19 protein-coding genes are annotated in these 17592 nt (G+C 73.6%); 8 read left to right on the forward strand and 11 right to left on the reverse strand.

From position 1 onward, the window contains the following. Positions 1 to 12 precede the first annotated feature (12 nt). Entirely contained in the window at positions 13 to 498 is a 486-nt protein-coding gene (locus HOQ23_RS16365; protein WP_172215774.1) for a flavodoxin family protein, read from the forward strand. 40 nt (positions 499 to 538) lie between these two features. On the opposite strand, the gene HOQ23_RS16370 is transcribed toward HOQ23_RS16365, so the two are convergent. Both HOQ23_RS16370 and HOQ23_RS16375 read right to left on the reverse strand, forming a co-directional pair. Then, entirely contained in the window at positions 539 to 886 is a 348-nt protein-coding gene (locus HOQ23_RS16370) for an STAS domain-containing protein (RefSeq protein ID WP_253945612.1), read from the reverse strand. Positions 887 to 992: 106 nt separating this feature from the next. Further along, entirely contained in the window at positions 993 to 2960 is a 1968-nt protein-coding gene (locus tag HOQ23_RS16375) for a SpoIIE family protein phosphatase (RefSeq protein ID WP_172215778.1), read from the reverse strand. Between the two features lie 382 nt (positions 2961 to 3342). Between HOQ23_RS16375 and HOQ23_RS16380 the strand changes: the two genes are divergently transcribed. The 4 genes from HOQ23_RS16380 to HOQ23_RS16395 all read left to right on the forward strand — a co-directional run bounded on the left by HOQ23_RS16380 (position 3343) and on the right by HOQ23_RS16395 (position 6690). Next, entirely contained in the window at positions 3343 to 4206 is an 864-nt protein-coding gene (locus HOQ23_RS16380; protein ID WP_172215780.1) for a sigma-70 family RNA polymerase sigma factor, read from the forward strand. A 10-nt stretch (positions 4207 to 4216) separates the two neighbouring features. Further along, on the forward strand, positions 4217 to 4918 hold the full coding sequence (locus HOQ23_RS16385; protein WP_172215782.1) for a GAF and ANTAR domain-containing protein: 702 nt from the start codon (positions 4217 to 4219) through the stop codon (positions 4916 to 4918). Positions 4919 to 5026: 108 nt separating this feature from the next. Further along, positions 5027 to 5851 carry a septum formation family protein gene (locus tag HOQ23_RS16390; RefSeq protein WP_253945613.1) on the forward strand — a complete coding sequence of 275 codons (825 nt, stop codon included), beginning with the start codon at positions 5027 to 5029 and terminating at the stop codon, positions 5849 to 5851. Further along, positions 5827 to 6690, forward strand: coding sequence for a septum formation family protein (locus HOQ23_RS16395; protein ID WP_367650540.1), 864 nt, complete (start codon positions 5827 to 5829; stop codon positions 6688 to 6690). The genes HOQ23_RS16390 and HOQ23_RS16395 overlap by 25 nt, the downstream gene beginning before the upstream one ends. Before the next feature lie 7 nt (positions 6691 to 6697). Here HOQ23_RS16395 and era read toward each other — a convergent pair whose 3' ends face one another. Genes era through HOQ23_RS16415 form a run of 4 tightly spaced genes read right to left on the reverse strand, consistent with a single transcriptional unit; the run spans position 6698 to position 11157 of the window. Continuing rightward, positions 6698 to 7657 (reverse strand): GTPase Era, encoded by a 960-nt coding sequence (gene era / locus HOQ23_RS16400; protein WP_172215784.1) that lies wholly within the window; start codon positions 7655 to 7657, stop codon positions 6698 to 6700. Beyond that, the gene (locus tag HOQ23_RS16405; RefSeq protein WP_172215786.1) at positions 7654 to 8493 is read right to left on the reverse strand and encodes a siderophore-interacting protein; all 840 of its coding nucleotides are present in this window, start codon (positions 8491 to 8493) and stop codon (positions 7654 to 7656) included. Before HOQ23_RS16405 ends, era begins: the two co-directional genes overlap by 4 nt. 25 nt (positions 8494 to 8518) lie before the next feature. Next, on the reverse strand, positions 8519 to 9805 hold the full coding sequence (locus HOQ23_RS16410; protein ID WP_172215788.1) for a cyclopropane-fatty-acyl-phospholipid synthase family protein: 1287 nt from the start codon (positions 9803 to 9805) through the stop codon (positions 8519 to 8521). Next, positions 9802 to 11157: an FAD-binding oxidoreductase gene (locus HOQ23_RS16415; RefSeq protein ID WP_367650541.1), complete on the reverse strand. Its 1356-nt coding sequence runs from the start codon at positions 11155 to 11157 to the stop codon at positions 9802 to 9804. Before HOQ23_RS16415 ends, HOQ23_RS16410 begins: the two co-directional genes overlap by 4 nt. Before the next feature lie 118 nt (positions 11158 to 11275). Between HOQ23_RS16415 and HOQ23_RS16420 the strand changes: the two genes are divergently transcribed. Continuing rightward, positions 11276 to 12397, forward strand: a complete 1122-nt coding sequence (locus HOQ23_RS16420; protein WP_172215791.1) for a hypothetical protein — start codon at positions 11276 to 11278, stop codon at positions 12395 to 12397. Positions 12398 to 12421: 24 nt separating this feature from the next. Here HOQ23_RS16420 and HOQ23_RS16425 read toward each other — a convergent pair whose 3' ends face one another. Genes HOQ23_RS16425 through HOQ23_RS16440 form a run of 4 tightly spaced genes read right to left on the reverse strand, consistent with a single transcriptional unit; the run spans position 12422 to position 15536 of the window. Beyond that, complete coding sequence (locus HOQ23_RS16425; protein ID WP_172215792.1) at positions 12422 to 12766, reverse strand: cytidine deaminase; 345 nt, start codon at positions 12764 to 12766, stop codon at positions 12422 to 12424. Continuing rightward, on the reverse strand, positions 12759 to 14123 hold the full coding sequence (locus tag HOQ23_RS16430) for a hemolysin family protein (protein ID WP_172215793.1): 1365 nt from the start codon (positions 14121 to 14123) through the stop codon (positions 12759 to 12761). Before HOQ23_RS16430 ends, HOQ23_RS16425 begins: the two co-directional genes overlap by 8 nt. A 7-nt stretch (positions 14124 to 14130) precedes the next feature. Beyond that, positions 14131 to 14580 (reverse strand): rRNA maturation RNase YbeY, encoded by a 450-nt coding sequence (gene ybeY, locus HOQ23_RS16435; protein WP_172215794.1) that lies wholly within the window; start codon positions 14578 to 14580, stop codon positions 14131 to 14133. Continuing rightward, positions 14577 to 15536 (reverse strand): PhoH family protein, encoded by a 960-nt coding sequence (locus HOQ23_RS16440; RefSeq protein ID WP_253945625.1) that lies wholly within the window; start codon positions 15534 to 15536, stop codon positions 14577 to 14579. Before HOQ23_RS16440 ends, ybeY begins: the two co-directional genes overlap by 4 nt. A gap of 230 nt (positions 15537 to 15766) precedes the next feature. Between HOQ23_RS16440 and HOQ23_RS16445 the strand changes: the two genes are divergently transcribed. Then, positions 15767 to 16141, forward strand: coding sequence for a hypothetical protein (locus HOQ23_RS16445; RefSeq protein ID WP_172215796.1), 375 nt, complete (start codon positions 15767 to 15769; stop codon positions 16139 to 16141). Between the two features lie 9 nt (positions 16142 to 16150). Here HOQ23_RS16445 and HOQ23_RS16450 read toward each other — a convergent pair whose 3' ends face one another. Continuing rightward, entirely contained in the window at positions 16151 to 16498 is a 348-nt protein-coding gene (locus tag HOQ23_RS16450) for an HIT domain-containing protein (protein WP_172215797.1), read from the reverse strand. A 155-nt stretch (positions 16499 to 16653) separates the two neighbouring features. Here HOQ23_RS16450 and HOQ23_RS16455 point away from each other — a divergent pair, with 155 nt between their 5' ends. After that, positions 16654 to 17589: a Gmad2 immunoglobulin-like domain-containing protein gene (locus tag HOQ23_RS16455; RefSeq protein WP_172215798.1), complete on the forward strand. Its 936-nt coding sequence runs from the start codon at positions 16654 to 16656 to the stop codon at positions 17587 to 17589. Positions 17590 to 17592: the final 3 nt, after the last annotated feature.

Here is a 17592-nt window from a genome sequence, read left to right on the forward strand (position 1 = left end):
AGCCTCGGGCCCATGCCGCGCCTGCTCGTCGTCCAGCACGCCCCCACCCCGACCGTGCAGCGTCTCGCCGACGCCGTCGTCGCGGGCACTCGCGACGAGGCGATCGAGGGGGTGGAGGTGATCGTGCGCGACGCGTTGGCGGCCAGCGCGGAGGACGTTCTCGAGGCCGACGGCTACCTGCTCGGCACCCCCGCCAACTTCGGCTACATGTCCGGGGCGCTCAAGCACTTCTTCGACTCGACCTTCCACCAGGCCGGCGGCGCGCTCAGCGAGGACGGCTCAGCGGCCCGCGGCGGCGGACGGCGTCCCTACGGGCTGTGGGTGCACGGGCGCTACGACACCACCGGGGCGGTGCGCTCCGTGGAGGCCATCGCGGGGGCTCTGCCCTGGACGCGCTCAGCGCCGGTGCTGGAGGTCCTGGGCGACGTCACCGAGGAGCACCTCGCCGCGGCGTACGACCTCGGAGGCACGATCGCCGCCCTGCTCGCCACGACCTGAGGCCGAGCGAGCGGGCGGCGGGGGACCTGTCCGGCGAGCGTCAGGCGACGACGGAGGGCCCGGAGGGCGCGGAGTCGTCGCCGTCCAGCGAGGTGACGTAGGGCAGCGCGCAGACGAGCAGCACTCGCTGGGCGATCGTGCCGGGCTCGGCCACCAGCGTCAGGGTGGTGCCGTTCTGCTCCGCGGTGCGCAGTGCGGTGACCAGCACGCTGACCGCGACGCTCGGCAGGTAGTCCGCGTCGCTCAGGTCGATGTGCAGGGGGATCGTGTAGTCCTCGGTGTGCTCACGTACTGCGTTGCGCAGCGCGATCACGGCATATTCGTCCACCGAGCCACTGACCGTGAGCACGCCGGAACTGATGGTTGCCGAGAAGGGCCTCTCTTCCATGCCCTTGACCCTAGGGGGTGCAGACCCGAAAAGTCATTCGGGGGCCTCACCCCTACGGGCGAAAGAGCCCCCAAAGGCGCAGGTGGGCCGGATTCTCAGCGACGTCTCAGCTGCTCGGGTGCTCCTCGGGGGTCGACGTGACGTACGGCAGGCGCACCAGGTCGAGGACGTGCTGGGCCGGCGAGCCCATCGGCGCCACCAGGCGGACCCGACTCGGGTCGCGGTCGTCCGCCGGCGCGATCACCTCGAAGAGCGTCTGGACCCCGGCGCTCGCGAGCAGGGTGACCTCCGAGAGGTCGATCCACACCTCGCGGGTGCCACCGCGGGTGGCGTGCGCGAGCCGGCGGCGGAACTCGTCGGCGGCTCGCTGGTCGACCGCTCCCCGCAGCGTGACGCCGCCCTCGGTCGCCTCGAGGACCATCGGCTCGTGGCCCCCGGCGCGACCGGGCGCGGCGGAGGAGGTCAGCAGGCCGGCCTCGGTGGTGGGCCAGTAGCGCAGCCGCACCGTCGTCCCGTGCTCGTCGTGGCTCACGTCGAGCTCGTCGGCGAAGCCGCGCGCCATCGCCAGGCCGCGGCCACGGCCGCGGTCGGCACCCGGGGCGCGCCACTGGCCACGGTCGCTGACGCTCAGCTCGATCAGGCCGCCCGGCAGGAGCGCGCCGTGGACGACGACGACCGCCTCGGTGCGGGGCACGTCCGGCAGGTAGGCGTGCTCGACCGCGTTGCTGACCAGCTCGCCCACCGCGTGCTGGAGCGCGAGCTCGTCGAGGCGACCGACGTGGACCGTGTCGAGCCACTCGGAGAGGCTGTGGCGCACAGCGCGCAGGGTGTCGGGGAAGGCCGGCAGCACCAGCTCGAGGGGCTTCGGCGCCGCGACGACCTGTGCGGCCACGAGGGTCACGTCGTCCTCCATGCCGCCGGCCCGGGTGAGGTCCTCGACCGTACGGCGGGCCACGACCTCGGCCAGGCTCTCCTTCGAGGACGCCGCACCGCAGGCGGGGCCGGCCTCGTCGACGACCCGTCCGACCAGGTGGGCGAGGTCGAGGGTGTTCTGGCTCGCGGAGCGACCGGGGCGCTCGACCAGGCCGTCGCTGTAGAGCAGCACCAGGTCGCCGTCGGCGAGCGCGCGCTGCTCCAGCGCGAACGTGCCGCCGGCGCCGAGCGGCGCCGCGCCCGAGCCCGGAAGGTACGTCGTGTCGCCGGTGGCACTGGCGACCAGCGGCGGCGGGTGGCCGGCCGTGCAGTAGTGCAAGGTGCGTCGGTCCGCGCTCACCACGGCCACGCAGACGGTGGTCGAGCGGGCCGCGGGCACCCGGCGCGCACGCCGCTCGAGCATCTCGAGCGCGGCCACCACGTCCCCGTCCTCGCGCACCCGCTCCTCGAAGAGGCTGCGCAGCTCCCCCATCACGACCGAGGCACGCACGCCGTGGCCGACGACGTCGCCGACCACCATCACCGTGCGACCGTCCGCCAGGGCCAGCACGTCGAACCAGTCGCCTCCGGCGCAGGTCCCGTCCTGGGCGAGCAGGTAGCGCGCCGCCAGGGACAGGCCCGGGACGATCGGCAGCCCGTCGGGCAGCAGGGCGTCCTGGAGCGTCACCAGCACCTCGGTGTCGGCGTCGGCGCGGGCCTGGGCCTCTCGCGTCCGGGCCACCGCCGCGGCCGCCGCCCGTCGGTGCGCCGCCGCGGTGGAGTCGCTGGCCTGGGCGATCACGCCGCGGACCTCGCCGTCGTCGTCGCGCCACGGGGTGAGCACACAGCGGTAGTAGGCGTCGGCGGCGGTCGCGCTGCGCGCGGGCACCCGCCACTCCTCCTCGACGAACGGCACCCCGCTCGTGGCGACCTCCTGGGCCCGGGCGACCAGAGGGGCGCCCGCAGGCCCGGGGAACGCCTCGGCGACCGGCCGTCCGCGCAGGTCGCCGAAGACCGCCCGGGAGTCCGCGTTCATCGCCGTGAGCACCAGGTCGGGGCCCTCCGCGACCGCCAGCAGTCCGGGCGCGTGCTCGAACGCCGCGAGTGCTGCTTCGGACGGCTCGTCGTGTGACACGTTGCTGACCTCTCCGGGGTGGCTCATGGGTGGACCTGCGACTGGCACGCGAGGACCAACGCTCTCCGGCGGCGGGCGGCAGGCGGCGTTCGACCGGCCCGCCCCTCCGGTTCTCTCGTCCACGTCGCTGCCAGCATGATCCCCCTTGGACGTCGTGTCGGTGACGTCGCGTCCCGCGGTGGACGCGACAGGTGTCCCGCGCAGGGCGGTACCCGTGGGCACCCGTCGATAACCTGCGCCGCGGACGACCCCGGCCTCTCACCCGTCCCGGGCGGAGGCCACGCGGTCGAGCCGGCTGCGCTCAGGCCCTTGCACGATCACGGCTCACGGGTAGCGTGGCCTGCGAGCACGGGCCATACCCCGCTGAAGAAGCCGGCGGGGCACCACCGCACGACGGATGGACCGCCCCATGTCACCTCAGCACGCCGAGACCACCCCCCAGGCCACGACCGTCCCTGCCCCTGCGGCGATCCCGGCGCCGGCCCGCGACGGCGACCGGGGCAAGACCCGGCAGCAGCGCTCGGAGCTGACCCGCGAGCTCCTCGACCGGGCGTCGGCGACCACCGACGAGGCGACGCGCGACGCGCTGCTCGAGGAGGTCGTGCTGGTCAACCGCGGGGTCGCGGAGGCGGTGGCCGCGCGCTACCGCAACCGTGGGATCGCCCAGGACGACCTCGTCCAGGTGGCCTACGAGGGCCTCACCAAGGCGGTGCGGCGCTTCGACCCCGCGCTGCGCAACGACCTGCTCACCTACGCCGTGCCGACGATCCGCGGGGAGGTGCAGCGCTACTTCCGCGACCAGGGCTGGACGGTCCGCCCGCCGCGTCGCATCCAGGAGCTGCAGTGGCGCGTCAACCGCTGCCTCGACGACCTGGGCCACGAGCTCGGCCGCGAGCCCCGAGACGAGGAGGTGATGTCGCGCCTCGCCCTGGGCTCCACTGAGTACCGCGAGGTGCTGGAGGCGTTCGGCTGCTTCCAGCCCACCTCCCTGGACAACCCGGTCAGCGCCGACGGCGCCACCACTCTCGGCGAGCTGATCGCCGACGAGGACCGGGCCCAGCGGGCCAGCGAGGCCCGGGTGGTGCTCGCGCCGGTCGTGCGCCAGCTGTCCGAGCGCGACCGCCGGATCCTCTACCTGCGCTTCTTCGAGGACCGCACCCAGGAGCAGATCGGCACCGAGCTGGGGGTCACCCAGATGCAGGTCTCCCGTCTGCTCTCCCGGATCCTGCGCCGCCTGCGCGACCAGGTCGAGGGCGAGGTCGCGCCCACGTGAGCCGATGCCCATGAGGGACGAGACCCCCTCGGCGGCGTACTTCGCCGAGCTGGCCGTGGACCTGCTGCACGCCCCGGGCGAGCTCACCTTCCAGCGCGTGGTCGACCGCGCCGTCGAGGTGGTGCCGGGCTCGGACTACGCCGGGATCACGCTGCGCACCAAGCGGGGGCGGGCCACGACCGTCGCCTCGACCGACGAGATCGTCGAGCTCCTCGACAAGGAGCAGTACGCCCTGGGCCAGGGCCCCTGCCTGGACGCCGCCGACGACCAGCCGTGCCGGGTCGCGGCCGACCTCGGCACCGACGAGCGGTGGCCGCAGTGGGCGCCGTACGCCGTGGACCTCGAGGTCCGCTCGGTGCTCAGCCTGCGGCTGCACAACGGCACCGCCACCCTCGGCGCGCTCAACCTGTACGCCGCGCGTCCCGACGCCTTCGATCAGGACGCCGTCGACGTCGCGCTGATCTTCACCACCCACGCGACCGAGGCGCTGCGCACCTCCGCCCTGATCAGCGACCTGCAGACCGCGCTGGGCTCGCGCCACGCGATCGGCATCGCCCAGGGCGTGCTGGCGGCGCGCTACGGCCTCACCTACGAGGCGGCGTTCGCGGTGCTGCACCGCTACTCCAACGAGACCAACACCGTGCTCCGCGAGGTCGCCGAGCGGGTGATGGAGACCCGCGAGCTCCCCTCGCGGACGCCGCCCCCGGGGTGAGGCCCCGGCGAAGCGGCGGGCCCGTCACGAGACGTTAGGATCGGGCGTGCGACCCGTCCTGGACGAAGCCAGGCCGCACCGACGCCGATCCGATCCGGAGGATCCCTGTTGCCCCGCCGTGCGCGACACCTGTCCGGCCGTGCCCTCGGGCTCGCGGCGCTGCTCGCCGTGCTCGTCACGGGATGCAGCGACGAGGAGGCCCAAGGCAAGGATCCCGACCCGGCGCAGGTCGACGGCGTCGAGATCCCGGCCATCGGCGCCTGCCGCGTCCTCACCCCCGAGGACGTCGCCGAGCCGAGCAACGCGACCCGCACCGTCGACTGCGAGGAGGAGGTCCACACCGCGCAGACCTTCGCCGCCGGCGTGCTGCCCGAGCGCCTGGCCGACGCCGACCGTGACGACGAGGAGCTCGGCGCGTTCGCCTATCGCACCTGCTCCACGGCGTTCATGGAGTTCATGGGCGCCGACGAGAGCCTGGTCATGCGCAGCATGCTCAGCTGGGCCTGGTTCCGCCCCTCCGAGCAGGCGTGGGACGAGGGTGCGCGCTGGTACCGCTGCGACGTCGTCGGCGGCGGCGACCAGGCCAAGGAGTTCCTCACCCTCCCCGAGAGGACCGAGGGCCTGCTCGCCGGCCGGCCCGCGGACCGCTGGATGGCCTGCGTCGAGGGCCCGACCATCGAGGACGCCCCGCGCATCCCGTGCTCGCAGGAGCACGACTGGCGCGCGGTCAGCGCGATCAAGGTCGGCGAGCCGGAGGACCCCTACCCGGGCGAGCGGATGGTGGAGGTCACCACCCGCGACTACTGCTCGCGCTGGGTGGGCGCCTGGCTGGAGTACCCCGTCAGCTACGACTACGCCTACACCTGGTTCCACGAGGCGGAGTGGGAGGCCGGCAACCGGAGGTCGGTGTGCTGGGCGCGCACGGAGCGCTGAGGCCCGGGCGCGCCGCCGCTCTCGTGCTCACCGCCGCGCTCGCGCTGCTCCTCGCCGTCGTGCTCGGTGCGTGCACCGGCAGCTCGGAGGATCCCGACGCGGCCCCGACCGAGACCGCCACCCCCGAGGCCGTCCCGACCGCCCGCGAGGTGCCCGCACCGAAGGTCGGGACCTGCCACCGGCTGACCTACGCCGAGGCCGTCGCCCCGGTGGCCCCGGAGGGCTCGGTCCCGTGCGCGAAGCCGCACACCTCGGTGACCTACGCCGCTGGCGCGCTCGACGACGTGGTCCGCGGCCACCTCGTGGCCGTCGACTCTGCGCGCGTGCAGGCCCAGGTCGCGCAGACCTGCCCGCGCGCCCTGCGCGGGTTCCTCGGCGGCACGCTCGACGACCTGCGCCTGAGCATGCTCCGGCCGGTCTGGTTCACCCCGACCGTCGAGCAGTCCGACGCGGGCGCGCGTTGGTACCGCTGCGACGTCATCGCGGTCACGGCGGGCAAGCGGCTGACCCCGCTCGGGCGCGGCCTGCGCGGCGTGCTGGGACGCGAGGGCGACCGCAACCGCTACGCCATGTGCGGCACCGCCGCCCCCGACGCCGCGTCGTTCCGCCGGGTGCAGTGCTCGCAGGAGCACACCTGGCGCGCGATCTCGGTGGTCGGCCTCCCCGGGGGCCCCTACCCGGGCACCGAGGCGGTGCGCGCCGCCGGCCAGGCGCCCTGCGAGGACGCCGGCCGCGACGTCGCCGCGGACCCGCTGAGCTTCAGCTGGGGCTATGAGTGGCCGACCCTCGAGCAGTGGCGGGCCGGACAGACCTACGGCCGGTGCTGGGCACCGGCCTGAGGCCTCCTCAGAAGCCGAGCTTGCGCAGCTGGCGCGGGTCGCGCTGCCAGTCCTTGGCGATCTTGACGTGCAGGTCGAGGTAGACCGGCGTGCCGAGGAGCGCCTCGATCTGGCGGCGCGAGTCGGTGCCGACCTTGCGCAGCCGGGCGCCCTTGTGGCCGATCATGATCCCCTTCTGGGAGTCGCGCTCGACGTAGACGTTCGCGTGGATGTCGAGCAGCGGCCGGTCCGCCGGCCGGTCCTCGCGCAGCCGCATCTCCTCGACCACCACGGCGATCGAGTGGGGCATCTCGTCGCGGACGTCCTCGAGGGCGGCCTCGCGGATCAGCTCGGCGACGAGGATCTCCTCCGGGGCGTCGCTGAGGTCGCCGTCCGGATAGAGCTGCGGGCCCTCGGGCAGCAGCTGGACCAGCAGGTCGGCCAACAGGTCCACCTGGTCGCCGGCGCTGGCCGAGACCGGGACGACCTCGGCCCACTCCACCCCGACCTGGCGCCCGAGCTCGTTGATGTCCAGCAGGTGCTGGCCGATCTGCTCGGGGGTGGCCAGGTCGGTCTTGGTGGCGATCGCGACCTTCTTGGTGCGGCGCACCTTCGCCATCTCGTTGACGATGAACCGGTCGCCGGGACCGATCTTCTCGTTGGCCGGGAAGCAGGCGGCCACCACGTCGACCTCGGCCAGCGTGGTCTTCACCAGGTCGTTGAGGCGCTCGCCCAGCAGCGTGCGCGGCCGGTGCAGGCCCGGGGTGTCGACCAGCACCAGCTGGGCGTGGGGGCGGTGCACGATGCCGCGCACGACGGTGCGCGTGGTCTGGGGCTTGGAGCTGGTGATCACGACCTTGGCCCCGACCAGCGCGTTGGTCAGCGTGGACTTGCCGGCGTTGGGGCGGCCCACGAACGACGCGAACCCGCTGCGGTGCACCTGCCCGGACGCAGGGTCGGTCGCAGGGTCGGTCGAGTGGTCGGTCATGGTGTGGCCTCCTGCTGGGCGGACGAGGGGGACTCCCCCTCGGCCGCGTCCTGCTGGGCGTCGTAGTCGGCCCAGATCTGCTCGTCGTTCTTGCCGGCCGCCTTGCCGGCGCGCCACACGGGCCCCGGGTCGACGGCCCGCGGCTGGCGGCGGGCGACGCCGCGCCAGTAGCCCATGACGTCGTACGCCGTGCTGGGCAGGCGGCGCTCGCGCATCAGGTGCTTGCGGATCGCGCGCATCTGCGCGGACTCCCCCGCCATCCAGAAGTAGCCTTCGCCCTCGGGCCACTCGATGCCCTCGACGACCTCGGCCAGCGCGCTCTGCCCGTCGCCGGGCTGCTCCAGCCAGGTCACCTCCGGGCCGGCCGGGAGGTAGCCGGCGAGCTCGTCCGAGGCGCCGGCGGGCACCTCGGCCCAGATCCGGGTGGGGACCTCGACGCTCTCGGCGATGCGGGCCATCGCGGGCATCGCGGTCAGGTCGCCGACCAGCAGCAGCCAGCGCGCGCCGGGCGGCATCGCGAAGGAGCCCTTGGCCTCGGTCACGGTGACCTGCTCCCCGACGACCTCGCCGGGTCCGGTGCGCCGGGCCCACTCGGTGACCAGCCCGACGTCGTGGACGACCACGTCGAGGACCAGCTCGGTGCCGTCGAAGGAGCGCACGGTGTAGTAGCGGCTCTGGAACTGCTGGGGGATCACCAGGCCGACCCACTCGTCGGGGATGCCGGTGGAGACGAAGCCGGCGAGGCCGGGGCCGCCGAGGACGAGGCGCACGAGGTGCTCCGAGAGCTGCTCGCGGCGCAGGACCTCCACGGTGTGCTGCTGTGCTCGGGTGCTCACCCCCCGAGGTTACCGGTGGGGGCGCTCAGAACGTGTGTCGGAGCGGGTAGCCGCTGACCCCGTGCTCGTCGGTGCGGGTGGCGAGCACGTGGTGCAGCTGGATCTCGTTGCGTTCGAAGGCCAGGCGGCTCCCGGCCATGTAGAGACCCCACACCCGCGCGGTGCCCTCACCGACCTCCGCGACGCACTCCTCCCAGTGCTCGACCAGGTTCGCGCACCAGGCGGCGAGGGTGCGGGCGTAGTGGACGCGGAAGTTCTCGTGGTGCTGGACCTCCAGGCGGGCGTCCTCGACTGCGGTGACGATCGTGCCGGAGCCGGCGAGCTCGCCGTCGGGGAAGACGTAGCGGTCGATGAACGGGCCCGCGGTGGCCCGGCCGGTGTTGTCGGCGCGGGTGATGCAGTGGTTGAGCAGCCGGCCGCCGGGACGCAGCCGGTCGCGGATCCAGCCGAAGTACGCCGGGTAGTTGCGCACCCCGATGTGCTCGGTCAGCCCGATCGAGGACACCGCGTCGAAGCCGTCCTCCTCCACCAGCCGGTAGTCCAGGTGGCGCACCTCGGCGAGGTCCTCGAGACCCTCCTCGCGGATCCGTTCGCCGGCCCACTCGGCCTGTGCCTGGGACAGGGTCACCCCGAGCGCGCGGACGCCGTGCTCGCGCGCCGCGTGCAGCACCATCCCGCCCCACCCGCAGCCGATGTCGAGCAGACGCTGCCCGGGCCGCAGGTCGAGCTTGCGCGCGACGAGGTCGTACTTGGTCTCCTGCGCCTGCTCCAGGCTCGCGGTCTCGTCGGGGTAGACCGCGCAGGTGTAGGTCATCGAGGGCCCCAGCACGTGGCGGTAGAACACGTTGGAGACGTCGTAGTGGTGCTGGATCGCCTCGGCGTCGCGCCCCATCGAGTGGCGCAGGCCCTCCACGGTGCGGCGCCAGCGCGGCAGGTGCTCCTGCGGCGGGGGCGCCGGCGGCACCAGGGGTGCCACCCCGAGCCCGCGCAGCAGGTGGACCACCTCGGTCGGCGCCGGCGGGCGCAGCCTGAGGCTGCCCTGCAGCAGCGCGAGCGCCGCGTAGGGGTCGCCCGGGTGCACTCCGTGCAGCGCCAGGTCGCCCGCGACGTAGGCGCGCGCCATCCCCAGGTCGCGCGGCGCCGTCAGCAGGTAGCGCAACCCGCGCTCGGAGCGCAGCTCGAGGCGGATGTCGGCGTCGGCGGGGCCGGCGGCGCTGCCGTCGTACGCCTCGAAGCGCACCGGCAGGTCGCCGCGCACGAGCGTGCTGAGAGCGTCGCCGATGGAGATCGTCGGTCGGGAGAGAAGGGTCATCTCTTCTGCACCGCCTTGTCGTAGAGGTCCGTGAGCCGGTGGTCGGGATCGTGGCGCTCCTTGACCGCCGCCAGGTGGGGGCCGGCGTAGAGGCGGTCGAAGGTCTCGCGGTCGTAGAAGGCCTCGGAGTACAGCGACTTGTGGCCGCCGAGCTCGTGGACGCGCGCCTCGATCGCCCGGTTCAGCGGCGCCTCCCCTGCCTCCGGGCCGACGGGCACCGTGCCCCAGAAGCCGACGTTGACGTAGGGCAGGCCGGGCACCAGCGGGTAGGTGGGCCACGCGCTGTGGGCGACCAGCGGGCACAGCCAGACCGGGCGCATGCCGACCTCCTCGTCGAACCAGCCCAGGAAGTCCCCCAGCCGGTCCAGCGGCACCTCGACGTCCTGGACCACGCGCTCGCGCAGCGGCCGGCCGGCGCGCCGGTCGAGGCGGTCGACGACGTCGAAGCGCCGGTCCAGGCCGAGCAGACGGTGGTAGACCTCCGAGCGGCGCCAGCGCCGCGGCCACAACCGGCGCACGAGCGGGTGCTGCACGCCGAAGGCGCCCGAGCACCAGAACCAGTCGGTGTCCCAGCGCCACAGGTAGTCGTGGATGCTCAGCAGGTCGGTGCGGCGCTCGCGGATGCTGCGGTAGTAGATCTGCGAGCCGGTGTAGTCGCTGGTCTCCCCCGGCTCCTCGCGCCAGGTCGCGATGCTGAGGTAGAGCTCGGTGGGGCTGAAGGCGACCCCGTCGAGGCCGTCGACGCGGACGCCGTCGTGCTCGCGGGTCTCGATGATCGCCTCGACCGCCTTGGCCAGCGCCGCCGGCTCCTCGAAGCGCACGTGCCGCAGCTCGACGAAGGGGCCGACCGGCTCCAGCGCGATGCGCAGCCTCGTGGCGTAGCCGAGGGAGCCGTAGCTGTTCGGGAAGGCGTCGAAGAGCTCGTCCCCGGGTTGGGTCGTGACCACGACCCCGGCGCCGGTGAAGACGGCCATCTCCAGCACCGACTCGTGCGGCAGGCCGTTGCGGAAGCTGGTGGACTCGATGCCCAGGCCACTGACCGCGCCCCCGACGGTGATCGTGCGCAGCTGCGGCACGACCAGCGGCGCCAGGCCGTACGGGAGCGTGGCGTCCACGAGGTCCTCGTAGGTGCACATCCCCTGCACCTGCGCGGTGCGCGTCTGCGGGTCGACCTCGAGGACGCCGTCCAGGCCCGACACGTCCAGGCCGGGCGCCTGGACGGCCGCGCGGGGACGGAAGAGGTTGGAGGTCCGTTTCGCCAGCCGGACCGGCTGTCCCTCCGGCACGGCGGCGTAGGAGCTCCGCAGGCGTCGGACCGCCTGCTCGTGCTGCTCCCATGTGCGTGCACGCACCATTCCCCGCACGCTAGCGCCCGGGGAGCGCGACGTCGACACCCTTCGCGGCGCGCCCCGGCAGGTGCGTCCTCCCACACCGTGCATGAGGGCCGCTCCCGCCGGAGACCGGTCGCCGATGAGGCCTGCGTTCCCCGTTCCACCCGCCCCTGCGCTCAGCAGCGTCTCGCCGTGGCGCCGCTGGCTCGCCGAGCGGCCGCGTGCGGTGCTGGCCGTGAAGACGGCGCTCGCCGCTGCGCTGGCCTGGCTCGCGGTCCGCGAGGTGGGCGGCTCGCTCGCCGAGTACCCGTGGTACGCCCCGCTGGGCGCGGTCGTCGCGGTCAACGAGACCGTCGCCAGCTCCGCGCGCGACGCGACCCGCGCGGTGGTCGCCGTCCTCATCGGCGCCGGGCTCGCCTTCGGGGTGCGGCTCCTCGACCTGCCCTCCCCCGTCGCGCTCGCCGTGGTCGTGGGGGTCGGCACCGTCCTCGGCGGCTGGACGTTCCTGCGCGACCTCGGCAGCTGGGTACCGGTCTCCGGCCTGTTCGTCCTGCTGGTCGGCGGCGGCGACCCGATCCACTACCCCGCGGCGTACCTCGGCCTCACCGCGTTCGGCGCCCTCGTGGGCATCGCGGTGAACCTCGTCTTCCCGCCGCTGCCGGTGCTGCGCACCAGCAGCACCGAGGCCCGCCTGCGCGGCCTGCTCGCCGACCAGCTCGAGGCCCTCGCCGACGGGCTGCTGAGCGAGGAGGTGCTCGGTCGCGAGGAGTGGCGGCGCCGCCACCACGACCTGCTCCCCCGCATCCACGAGCTCGAGGGGGTGCTGGCGGAGCTGAACGACGCGCGCCGGGCCAACTGGCGCGCGGCCCGCTGGCGCGAGGTCACCGACCGCCAGCACGAGCAGGCCCGCGCTCTGCACCAGCTCTCGCTGCTCGTCGAGGACGTCAGCTCGCTCATCGTGCACCGGGCGCACCTGCTGCGCATCGAGCCGGAGGCGGGCAGCTCGCTGCTCGCCCCCGCCGGGACGACGCTCCAGGCGATGGCCGACCTGCTGCGCTCCCTCGACGGCCCCACGGCCGAGGAGGAGCAGCTGGTCGTCGCCGACGAGGCCGTGCAGCAGCTGGCCACCGCGATCCGCGAGAACAACGCGGGCTCGCGCCAGGACGGCTTCGTGGCCGCGTCCATCGCGACGTCGGTACGCCGCGCGCTCGCCTCGCTGACCCCCGACGAGCTGGCCGACCGGATCCCGTCGCACTGGTGACCACGGCCGCGCCGGCGGCTGGGGTCAGACCGTCTGGGTGCTCTCCAGCACGCGCCCGCGCGGGTCGGCGCGGTGCACCGTGAGGCCGACGCCGGCGAAGTCGGTGAGCGCGGCCAGGTCGGACGCCGCCACCTGCTCGGCGTCGCCGAGGACGACGGCGGCCTCGAGGCCGCGCGAGCCGGACGCGACCGCCATCGCCACGCACACGCCGACGGCGGACACCTGCAGCGAGGGCAGGTCGACCGTGGCCGCGGCGTAGGTGCGACCGTCGCTGTCGCGAACCGCCGCGCCCTCCGCGGCACCGGTGCGGGCACGGGTCGCCCGGGCCAGGGTGAGGAGCTTCTTGTCCTCGGTCGCCAGCTCAGTCACGCGTCGCCTCCTGCTTGTCGGTGTGGGTGTCCTTGCGGTCGGCGCGGTGGTCGTGCCGGTCGCCGCGGCCCTCTGCGGTGTCCTCGCGCGGCGCGACGACGCTGATGCGGACCGTGCCGATCTTGTTGCGGCGCCCGGCGGTGTCCTCGGCCTGGAAACGCAGCCCGTGCGCCTCGACCTGGGACCCGGCGATCGGGACGAGGCCGAGGTGCTTGGCCATCAGCCCGCCGACGGAGTCGACGTCCTCCTCCTCGACGTCGAAGCCGACCAGCTCGTCGAGGTCGTCGACCGGGTAGCGCGAGGAGACGCGGAACGAGCCGTCCTCGAGGTGCTCGACCTCGATCTCCTCCTCGTCGTACTCGTCGGTGATCTCGCCGACGATCTCCTCGAGGATGTCCTCGATGGTGACCAGGCCGGCGGTGCCGCCGTACTCGTCGACGACGATCGCGACGTGCTGACGGCTGGCCTGCATCTCCGAGAGCAGGGCGTCGACCGGCTTGGACTCCGGCACGAAGTGCGCCGGGCGCATCACGGACTCGATGCGCTGGGTCAGCTCCACGTCGGGGGCCTCGAAGTCGCGGCGCACGACGTCCTTGAGGTAGGCGAAGCCGACCACGTCGTCGAGGTTGTCGTCGACGACCGGGACGCGGGAGAAGCCGCTGCGCAGGAACAGCGAGAGCGCCTGGCGCAGGTTCTTGTGGCGCTCGAGGTAGACCACGTCGTTGCGCGGGACCATCACCTCGCGCGCGGTGGTGTCGCCGAGCTCGAAGACGGAGTGGATCATCCGGCGCTCGCCGGACTCGATCAGCGCCGACGCCTCGGCGAGGTCGACCAGCTCGCGCAGCTCGGTCTCGGTCGAGAACGGGCCCTCGCTGAAGCCCTTGCCGGGCGTCAGCGCGTTGCCGATCAGGATCAGCAGCTTGGGCAGCGGGCCGAGCACCCGGGTGACCAGGCTGAGCGGGCCGGAGGAGAACAGCGCCACGCTGTCGGGGTGCTGGCGGCCCAGGGTGCGCGGGGCGACGCCGATCACCACGAACGACACGACGAGCATGATCGCGATCGCGGTGAGGGTGCTGACCCAGAACGCCGCGTCGAGCACCTCCTCGACCTGCAGCGCGACCAGCACGGTGGCGGCGATCTCGCAGAGCAGGCGCAGGAACAGCGCGGTGTTGAGCGCGGGGGCGGGGTCGTCGAGGAGCGCGCGCAGGCTGCGGGCGCCGGGTCGGCGCTCGTCCTCGAGCTCCTCGGCCCGGGCGTGGGAGAACCCCGCGATGGCCGCCTCGGCGGCCGAGAAGAGGCCCGCGAGGACCACGAGTGCGGCTGCCGTCACCAGCAGCCAGATATCGCCGGAGGTCACCGCCGGGTCACCGGGCCCGCCAGGCCGCGAGGAGCTCGTCTTGGAGACCGAACATCTCCTTGTGCTCCTCGGGCTCGTAGTGGTCGTAGCCGAGCAGGTGCAGGATCCCGTGGACGGTCAGCAGCTCGATCTCGGCCAGCGTGCCGTGGCCGGCCGCCTCGCCCTGCTTGACCGCGATGTCGGGGCACAGCACCAGGTCGCCGAGGACGCCCTCCTCGGGCTCCTCGTCCACCAGGCCCGGGCGCAGCTCGTCCATCGGGAAGGCGAGCACGTCGGTCGGGCCCTCCTTCTCCATCCAGGTCTCGTTGAGCTCGGCGATGGTGGCCTCGTCGACGGCCTTGATGCACAGCTCCGCCATCGGGTGGACGCGCATGCGGTCCATCACGAAGCGGCTGAGCTGGGCCAGGTGCTGCACGTCGAGCCCGTGCCCGGACTCGTCGAGGACCTCGATGCTCACGAACGACCCTTCTGGTGTGGTGCGTGGGTGTGGGGCGCGGCCGGGCCGCGCGCGTCGAACTCGTCGTACGCCGCGACGATCTTGCCGACCAGGCGGTGGCGGACGACGTCGTGGCTGGTGAGGCGGTTGAAGGAGATGTCCTCGACGCCGTCGAGGATGTCCTGGATCACCCGCAGGCCGGACTTGGTGCCCGAGGGGAGGTCGACCTGGGTGACGTCACCGGTCACCACGATCTTGGAACCGAACCCGAGGCGGGTGAGGAACATCTTCATCTGCTCCGGGGAGGTGTTCTGCGCCTCGTCGAGGATGATGAAGGAGTCGTTGAGGGTGCGCCCGCGCATGTAGGCCAGCGGGGCCACCTCGATCGTCCCGGCCGCCAGCAGCTTGGGGATGGTGTCGGGGTCGATCATGTCGTGCAGCGCGTCGTAGAGCGGGCGCAGGTAGGGGTCGATCTTCTCGCTCAGGGTGCCGGGCAGGAACCCGAGCCGCTCGCCGGCCTCGACCGCGGGGCGGGTCAGGATGATCCGGTTGACGGCCTTGCCCTGGAGCGCCTGGACGGCCTTCGCCATCGCCAGGTAGGTCTTGCCGGTGCCGGCGGGACCGATGCCGAAGGTGACCGTGTGCTTGTCGATGGAGTCGACGTAGCGCTTCTGGTTCAGCGTCTTGGGCCGGATCGAGCGGCCGCGGTTGGACAGGATGTTGAGGCTCAGCACGTCGGCCGGGCGCTCGGTGGTCTCGGCGCGGAGCATGGTGATCACCCGCTCGACGGTCTCCGAGGACACCCCCTGGCCGGTGCGCAGGATCGTCACGAGCTCGTCGAGGAGCCGCTCGGCCAGCGCGACCTCGCCGGGCTCCCCGCGCATCGTGATGCGGTTGCCGCGGACGTGGAACTCCGCGTCGAAACCGCCCTCGATGATCCCGAGGTGCTCGTCGCCGGGGCCGAGCAGGGTGACCATGTCGATGCTGCTGGGCACGAGCACGGTGTGCCGCGTCGTGGGCCGGCTCGAGGCGTCGGCGTCGGTCGGGGCGCCCGCGCGGGAGCGGTGAGGGGAGTCAGTCATGGATGCCCGGTGGGGCGGCCTTTCTTCACGGTGCTGGAGCACCCTCCATGCTACGGGAGCGCCCCGACAACATCGACCGGGTTGTCGCACTGCCGGCGCCGGGTCCCCCGGCGTACCGTGGAGGGATGGCGGGGCGTGAGGACGGGCCCTCGGCCCGGCCCGACGAGCCGGACCGCCCCGAGCCGCGCCCGGACCGCCATCACGAGCAGCAGCCCGACCCGCGCCAGGACCTCCGTCCCGAGGACGGCGAGGACCTTGCCTACCTCGACGAGCACGACGACGACACCCCGCCGGCGTGGTTCGCCGGCCAGCACCTGCCCGAGGACGCGCGCCGCATGGGCCTGGACCACCGGGTGCCCGACGGCGCGCTGCTGGACTTCGCGGGCCGTCTCGACCCCTCCAAGCGCCTGCACCGGGTCACCGCCTGGGTGATGCTCGCCGTCTTCGGCACGCCGGTGGTGCTCCACGTGGTGCGGCTGCTGCGCGAGCTCGGCGGCTAGCGGGGCGGCTCAGCCCGGCGGCCAGTCCAGGGAGCGCCCGCCCAGCACGTGCAGGTGGGTGTGGAAGACCGTCTGGCCGGCGCCCGCGCCGGTGTTGAAGACCAGCCGGTAGTCGTCGGGGTGACCCGCCGACGCGGCCACCCGGGCGGCGGCGGACACCAGCTCGGCGACCAGCTCCGGCCGCGCGGCGGCGAGGGCGGCGGCGTCGGCGTGGTGCTCGCGGGGCACGACCAGGACGTGCGTCGGCGCCTGCGGGTGGATGTCGCGGAAGGCGAGGGTGTGCTCGGTCTCGTGGACCACGTCGGCGGGGATCTCACCGGCCACGATCCGGCAGAAGAGGCAGTCCTGGGTGCTCACGACCCCGATCCTGCCGTCACCCACCGCGGGCCTGTCAACCGGACGGTCCCGGCGCGCGTCCCATCCCCGTCGGCTCTCCCGCGTGCCGTCGGGGCCGACACGCGGCAGGGCCGGGGAGGCTCCGCCCGACCGGGCGGACCAGAGAGGATGACCCCATGAACGCGACCCGCTGGACCCGCACGCTCTCCTTCACCGCCACCACGGCCGTGGCCCTCGCCGTGCTCGCCGGGTGCGGAGAGGACCAGCCCGCGGCGCAGGACCCCGCGCCGACCGACAGCGCCGCCAGCGACTCACCCTCACCGGGCTCCCCGGACACCACCGGCTCGCCGGAGCCCGCGGAGCCGAGCACCAGCCCGACCGACGATGCGGGCGAGGCCACCGTCCCGGCGTACTTCGTCGGCGAGACCCCGCAGGGCCTGCGGCTGTTCCGCGAGTTCCACCGGGTGTCCGGTGCCGATCCGCTGGCAGCCGCCGCCGAGCTGGTCACCAGCGGCTCGCCGCGCGACCCCGACTACCGGACCCTGTTCCCCGCCGGGACCTTCGCGAGCGTGGAGCACACCGACGGGAAGTTCGTCGCCACGCTCGCCGACGACGCATGGCAGCAGGCGCCGGCGGGGATGTCGAAGAAGGACGCGGCCCTCGCCGTGCAGCAGCTGGTGCACACCCTCCAGGGCGTGCAGCAGCAGCGCTCGCCGCTGGAGGTCGTGCTCGATGGCTCGCCCACCACCCTGCTCGGGGTCGACACCGCCGGCGGGGTCCGCAACGCCGACCAGCTGAGCACCCTCGCGCTGGTCAACGTCACCACGCCCAGCGAGGGCGCGAGCGTCTCCGGCACCGTCACCGCCGAGGGCCTGGCCAGCTCCTTCGAGGCCACCGTGCCGTGGGAGGTGCGCCGCGGCGACGAGGTCGTGCTCGACGGCTTCGCGACCGCGGACGGCTGGATGGACAGGCTCTACCCCTGGCGCGTCGAGGTCGACCTCTCCGGGCTCGAGCCGGGCAAGTACACCTTCGTCGCGCGCACCGACGACCCGTCCGGGGGCGCCGAGGGCAACGGGCCGACCGAGGACACCAAGACCATCAACGTGGGCTAGGTC

It is taken from the genome of Nocardioides sp. zg-DK7169, from assembly GCF_013155365.1.
Lineage (GTDB): Bacteria > Actinomycetota > Actinomycetes > Propionibacteriales > Nocardioidaceae > Nocardioides.

What these genes read in the sequence shown, in the direction of transcription:
- HOQ23_RS16375 (WP_172215778.1), bottom strand. Translation starts at nt 2,960, where the DNA reads ATGAGCCACCCCGGAGAGGTCAGCAACGTGTCACACGACGAGCCGTCC.
- era (WP_172215784.1), bottom strand. Translation starts at nt 7,657, where the DNA reads ATGACCGACCACTCGACCGACCCTGCGACCGACCCTGCGTCCGGGCAG.
- HOQ23_RS16385 (WP_172215782.1), top strand. Translation starts at nt 4,217, where the DNA reads ATGAGGGACGAGACCCCCTCGGCGGCGTACTTCGCCGAGCTGGCCGTG.
- HOQ23_RS16420 (WP_172215791.1), top strand. Translation starts at nt 11,276, where the DNA reads ATGAGGCCTGCGTTCCCCGTTCCACCCGCCCCTGCGCTCAGCAGCGTC.
- HOQ23_RS16410 (WP_172215788.1), bottom strand. Translation starts at nt 9,805, where the DNA reads ATGACCCTTCTCTCCCGACCGACGATCTCCATCGGCGACGCTCTCAGC.
- HOQ23_RS16440 (WP_253945625.1), bottom strand. Translation starts at nt 15,536, where the DNA reads ATGGTCACCCTGCTCGGCCCCGGCGACGAGCACCTCGGGATCATCGAG.
- HOQ23_RS16370 (WP_253945612.1), bottom strand. Translation starts at nt 886, where the DNA reads ATGGAAGAGAGGCCCTTCTCGGCAACCATCAGTTCCGGCGTGCTCACG.
- HOQ23_RS16365 (WP_172215774.1), top strand. Translation starts at nt 13, where the DNA reads ATGCCGCGCCTGCTCGTCGTCCAGCACGCCCCCACCCCGACCGTGCAG.
- HOQ23_RS16445 (WP_172215796.1), top strand. Translation starts at nt 15,767, where the DNA reads ATGGCGGGGCGTGAGGACGGGCCCTCGGCCCGGCCCGACGAGCCGGAC.
- HOQ23_RS16455 (WP_172215798.1), top strand. Translation starts at nt 16,654, where the DNA reads ATGAACGCGACCCGCTGGACCCGCACGCTCTCCTTCACCGCCACCACG.
- HOQ23_RS16380 (WP_172215780.1), top strand. Translation starts at nt 3,343, where the DNA reads ATGTCACCTCAGCACGCCGAGACCACCCCCCAGGCCACGACCGTCCCT.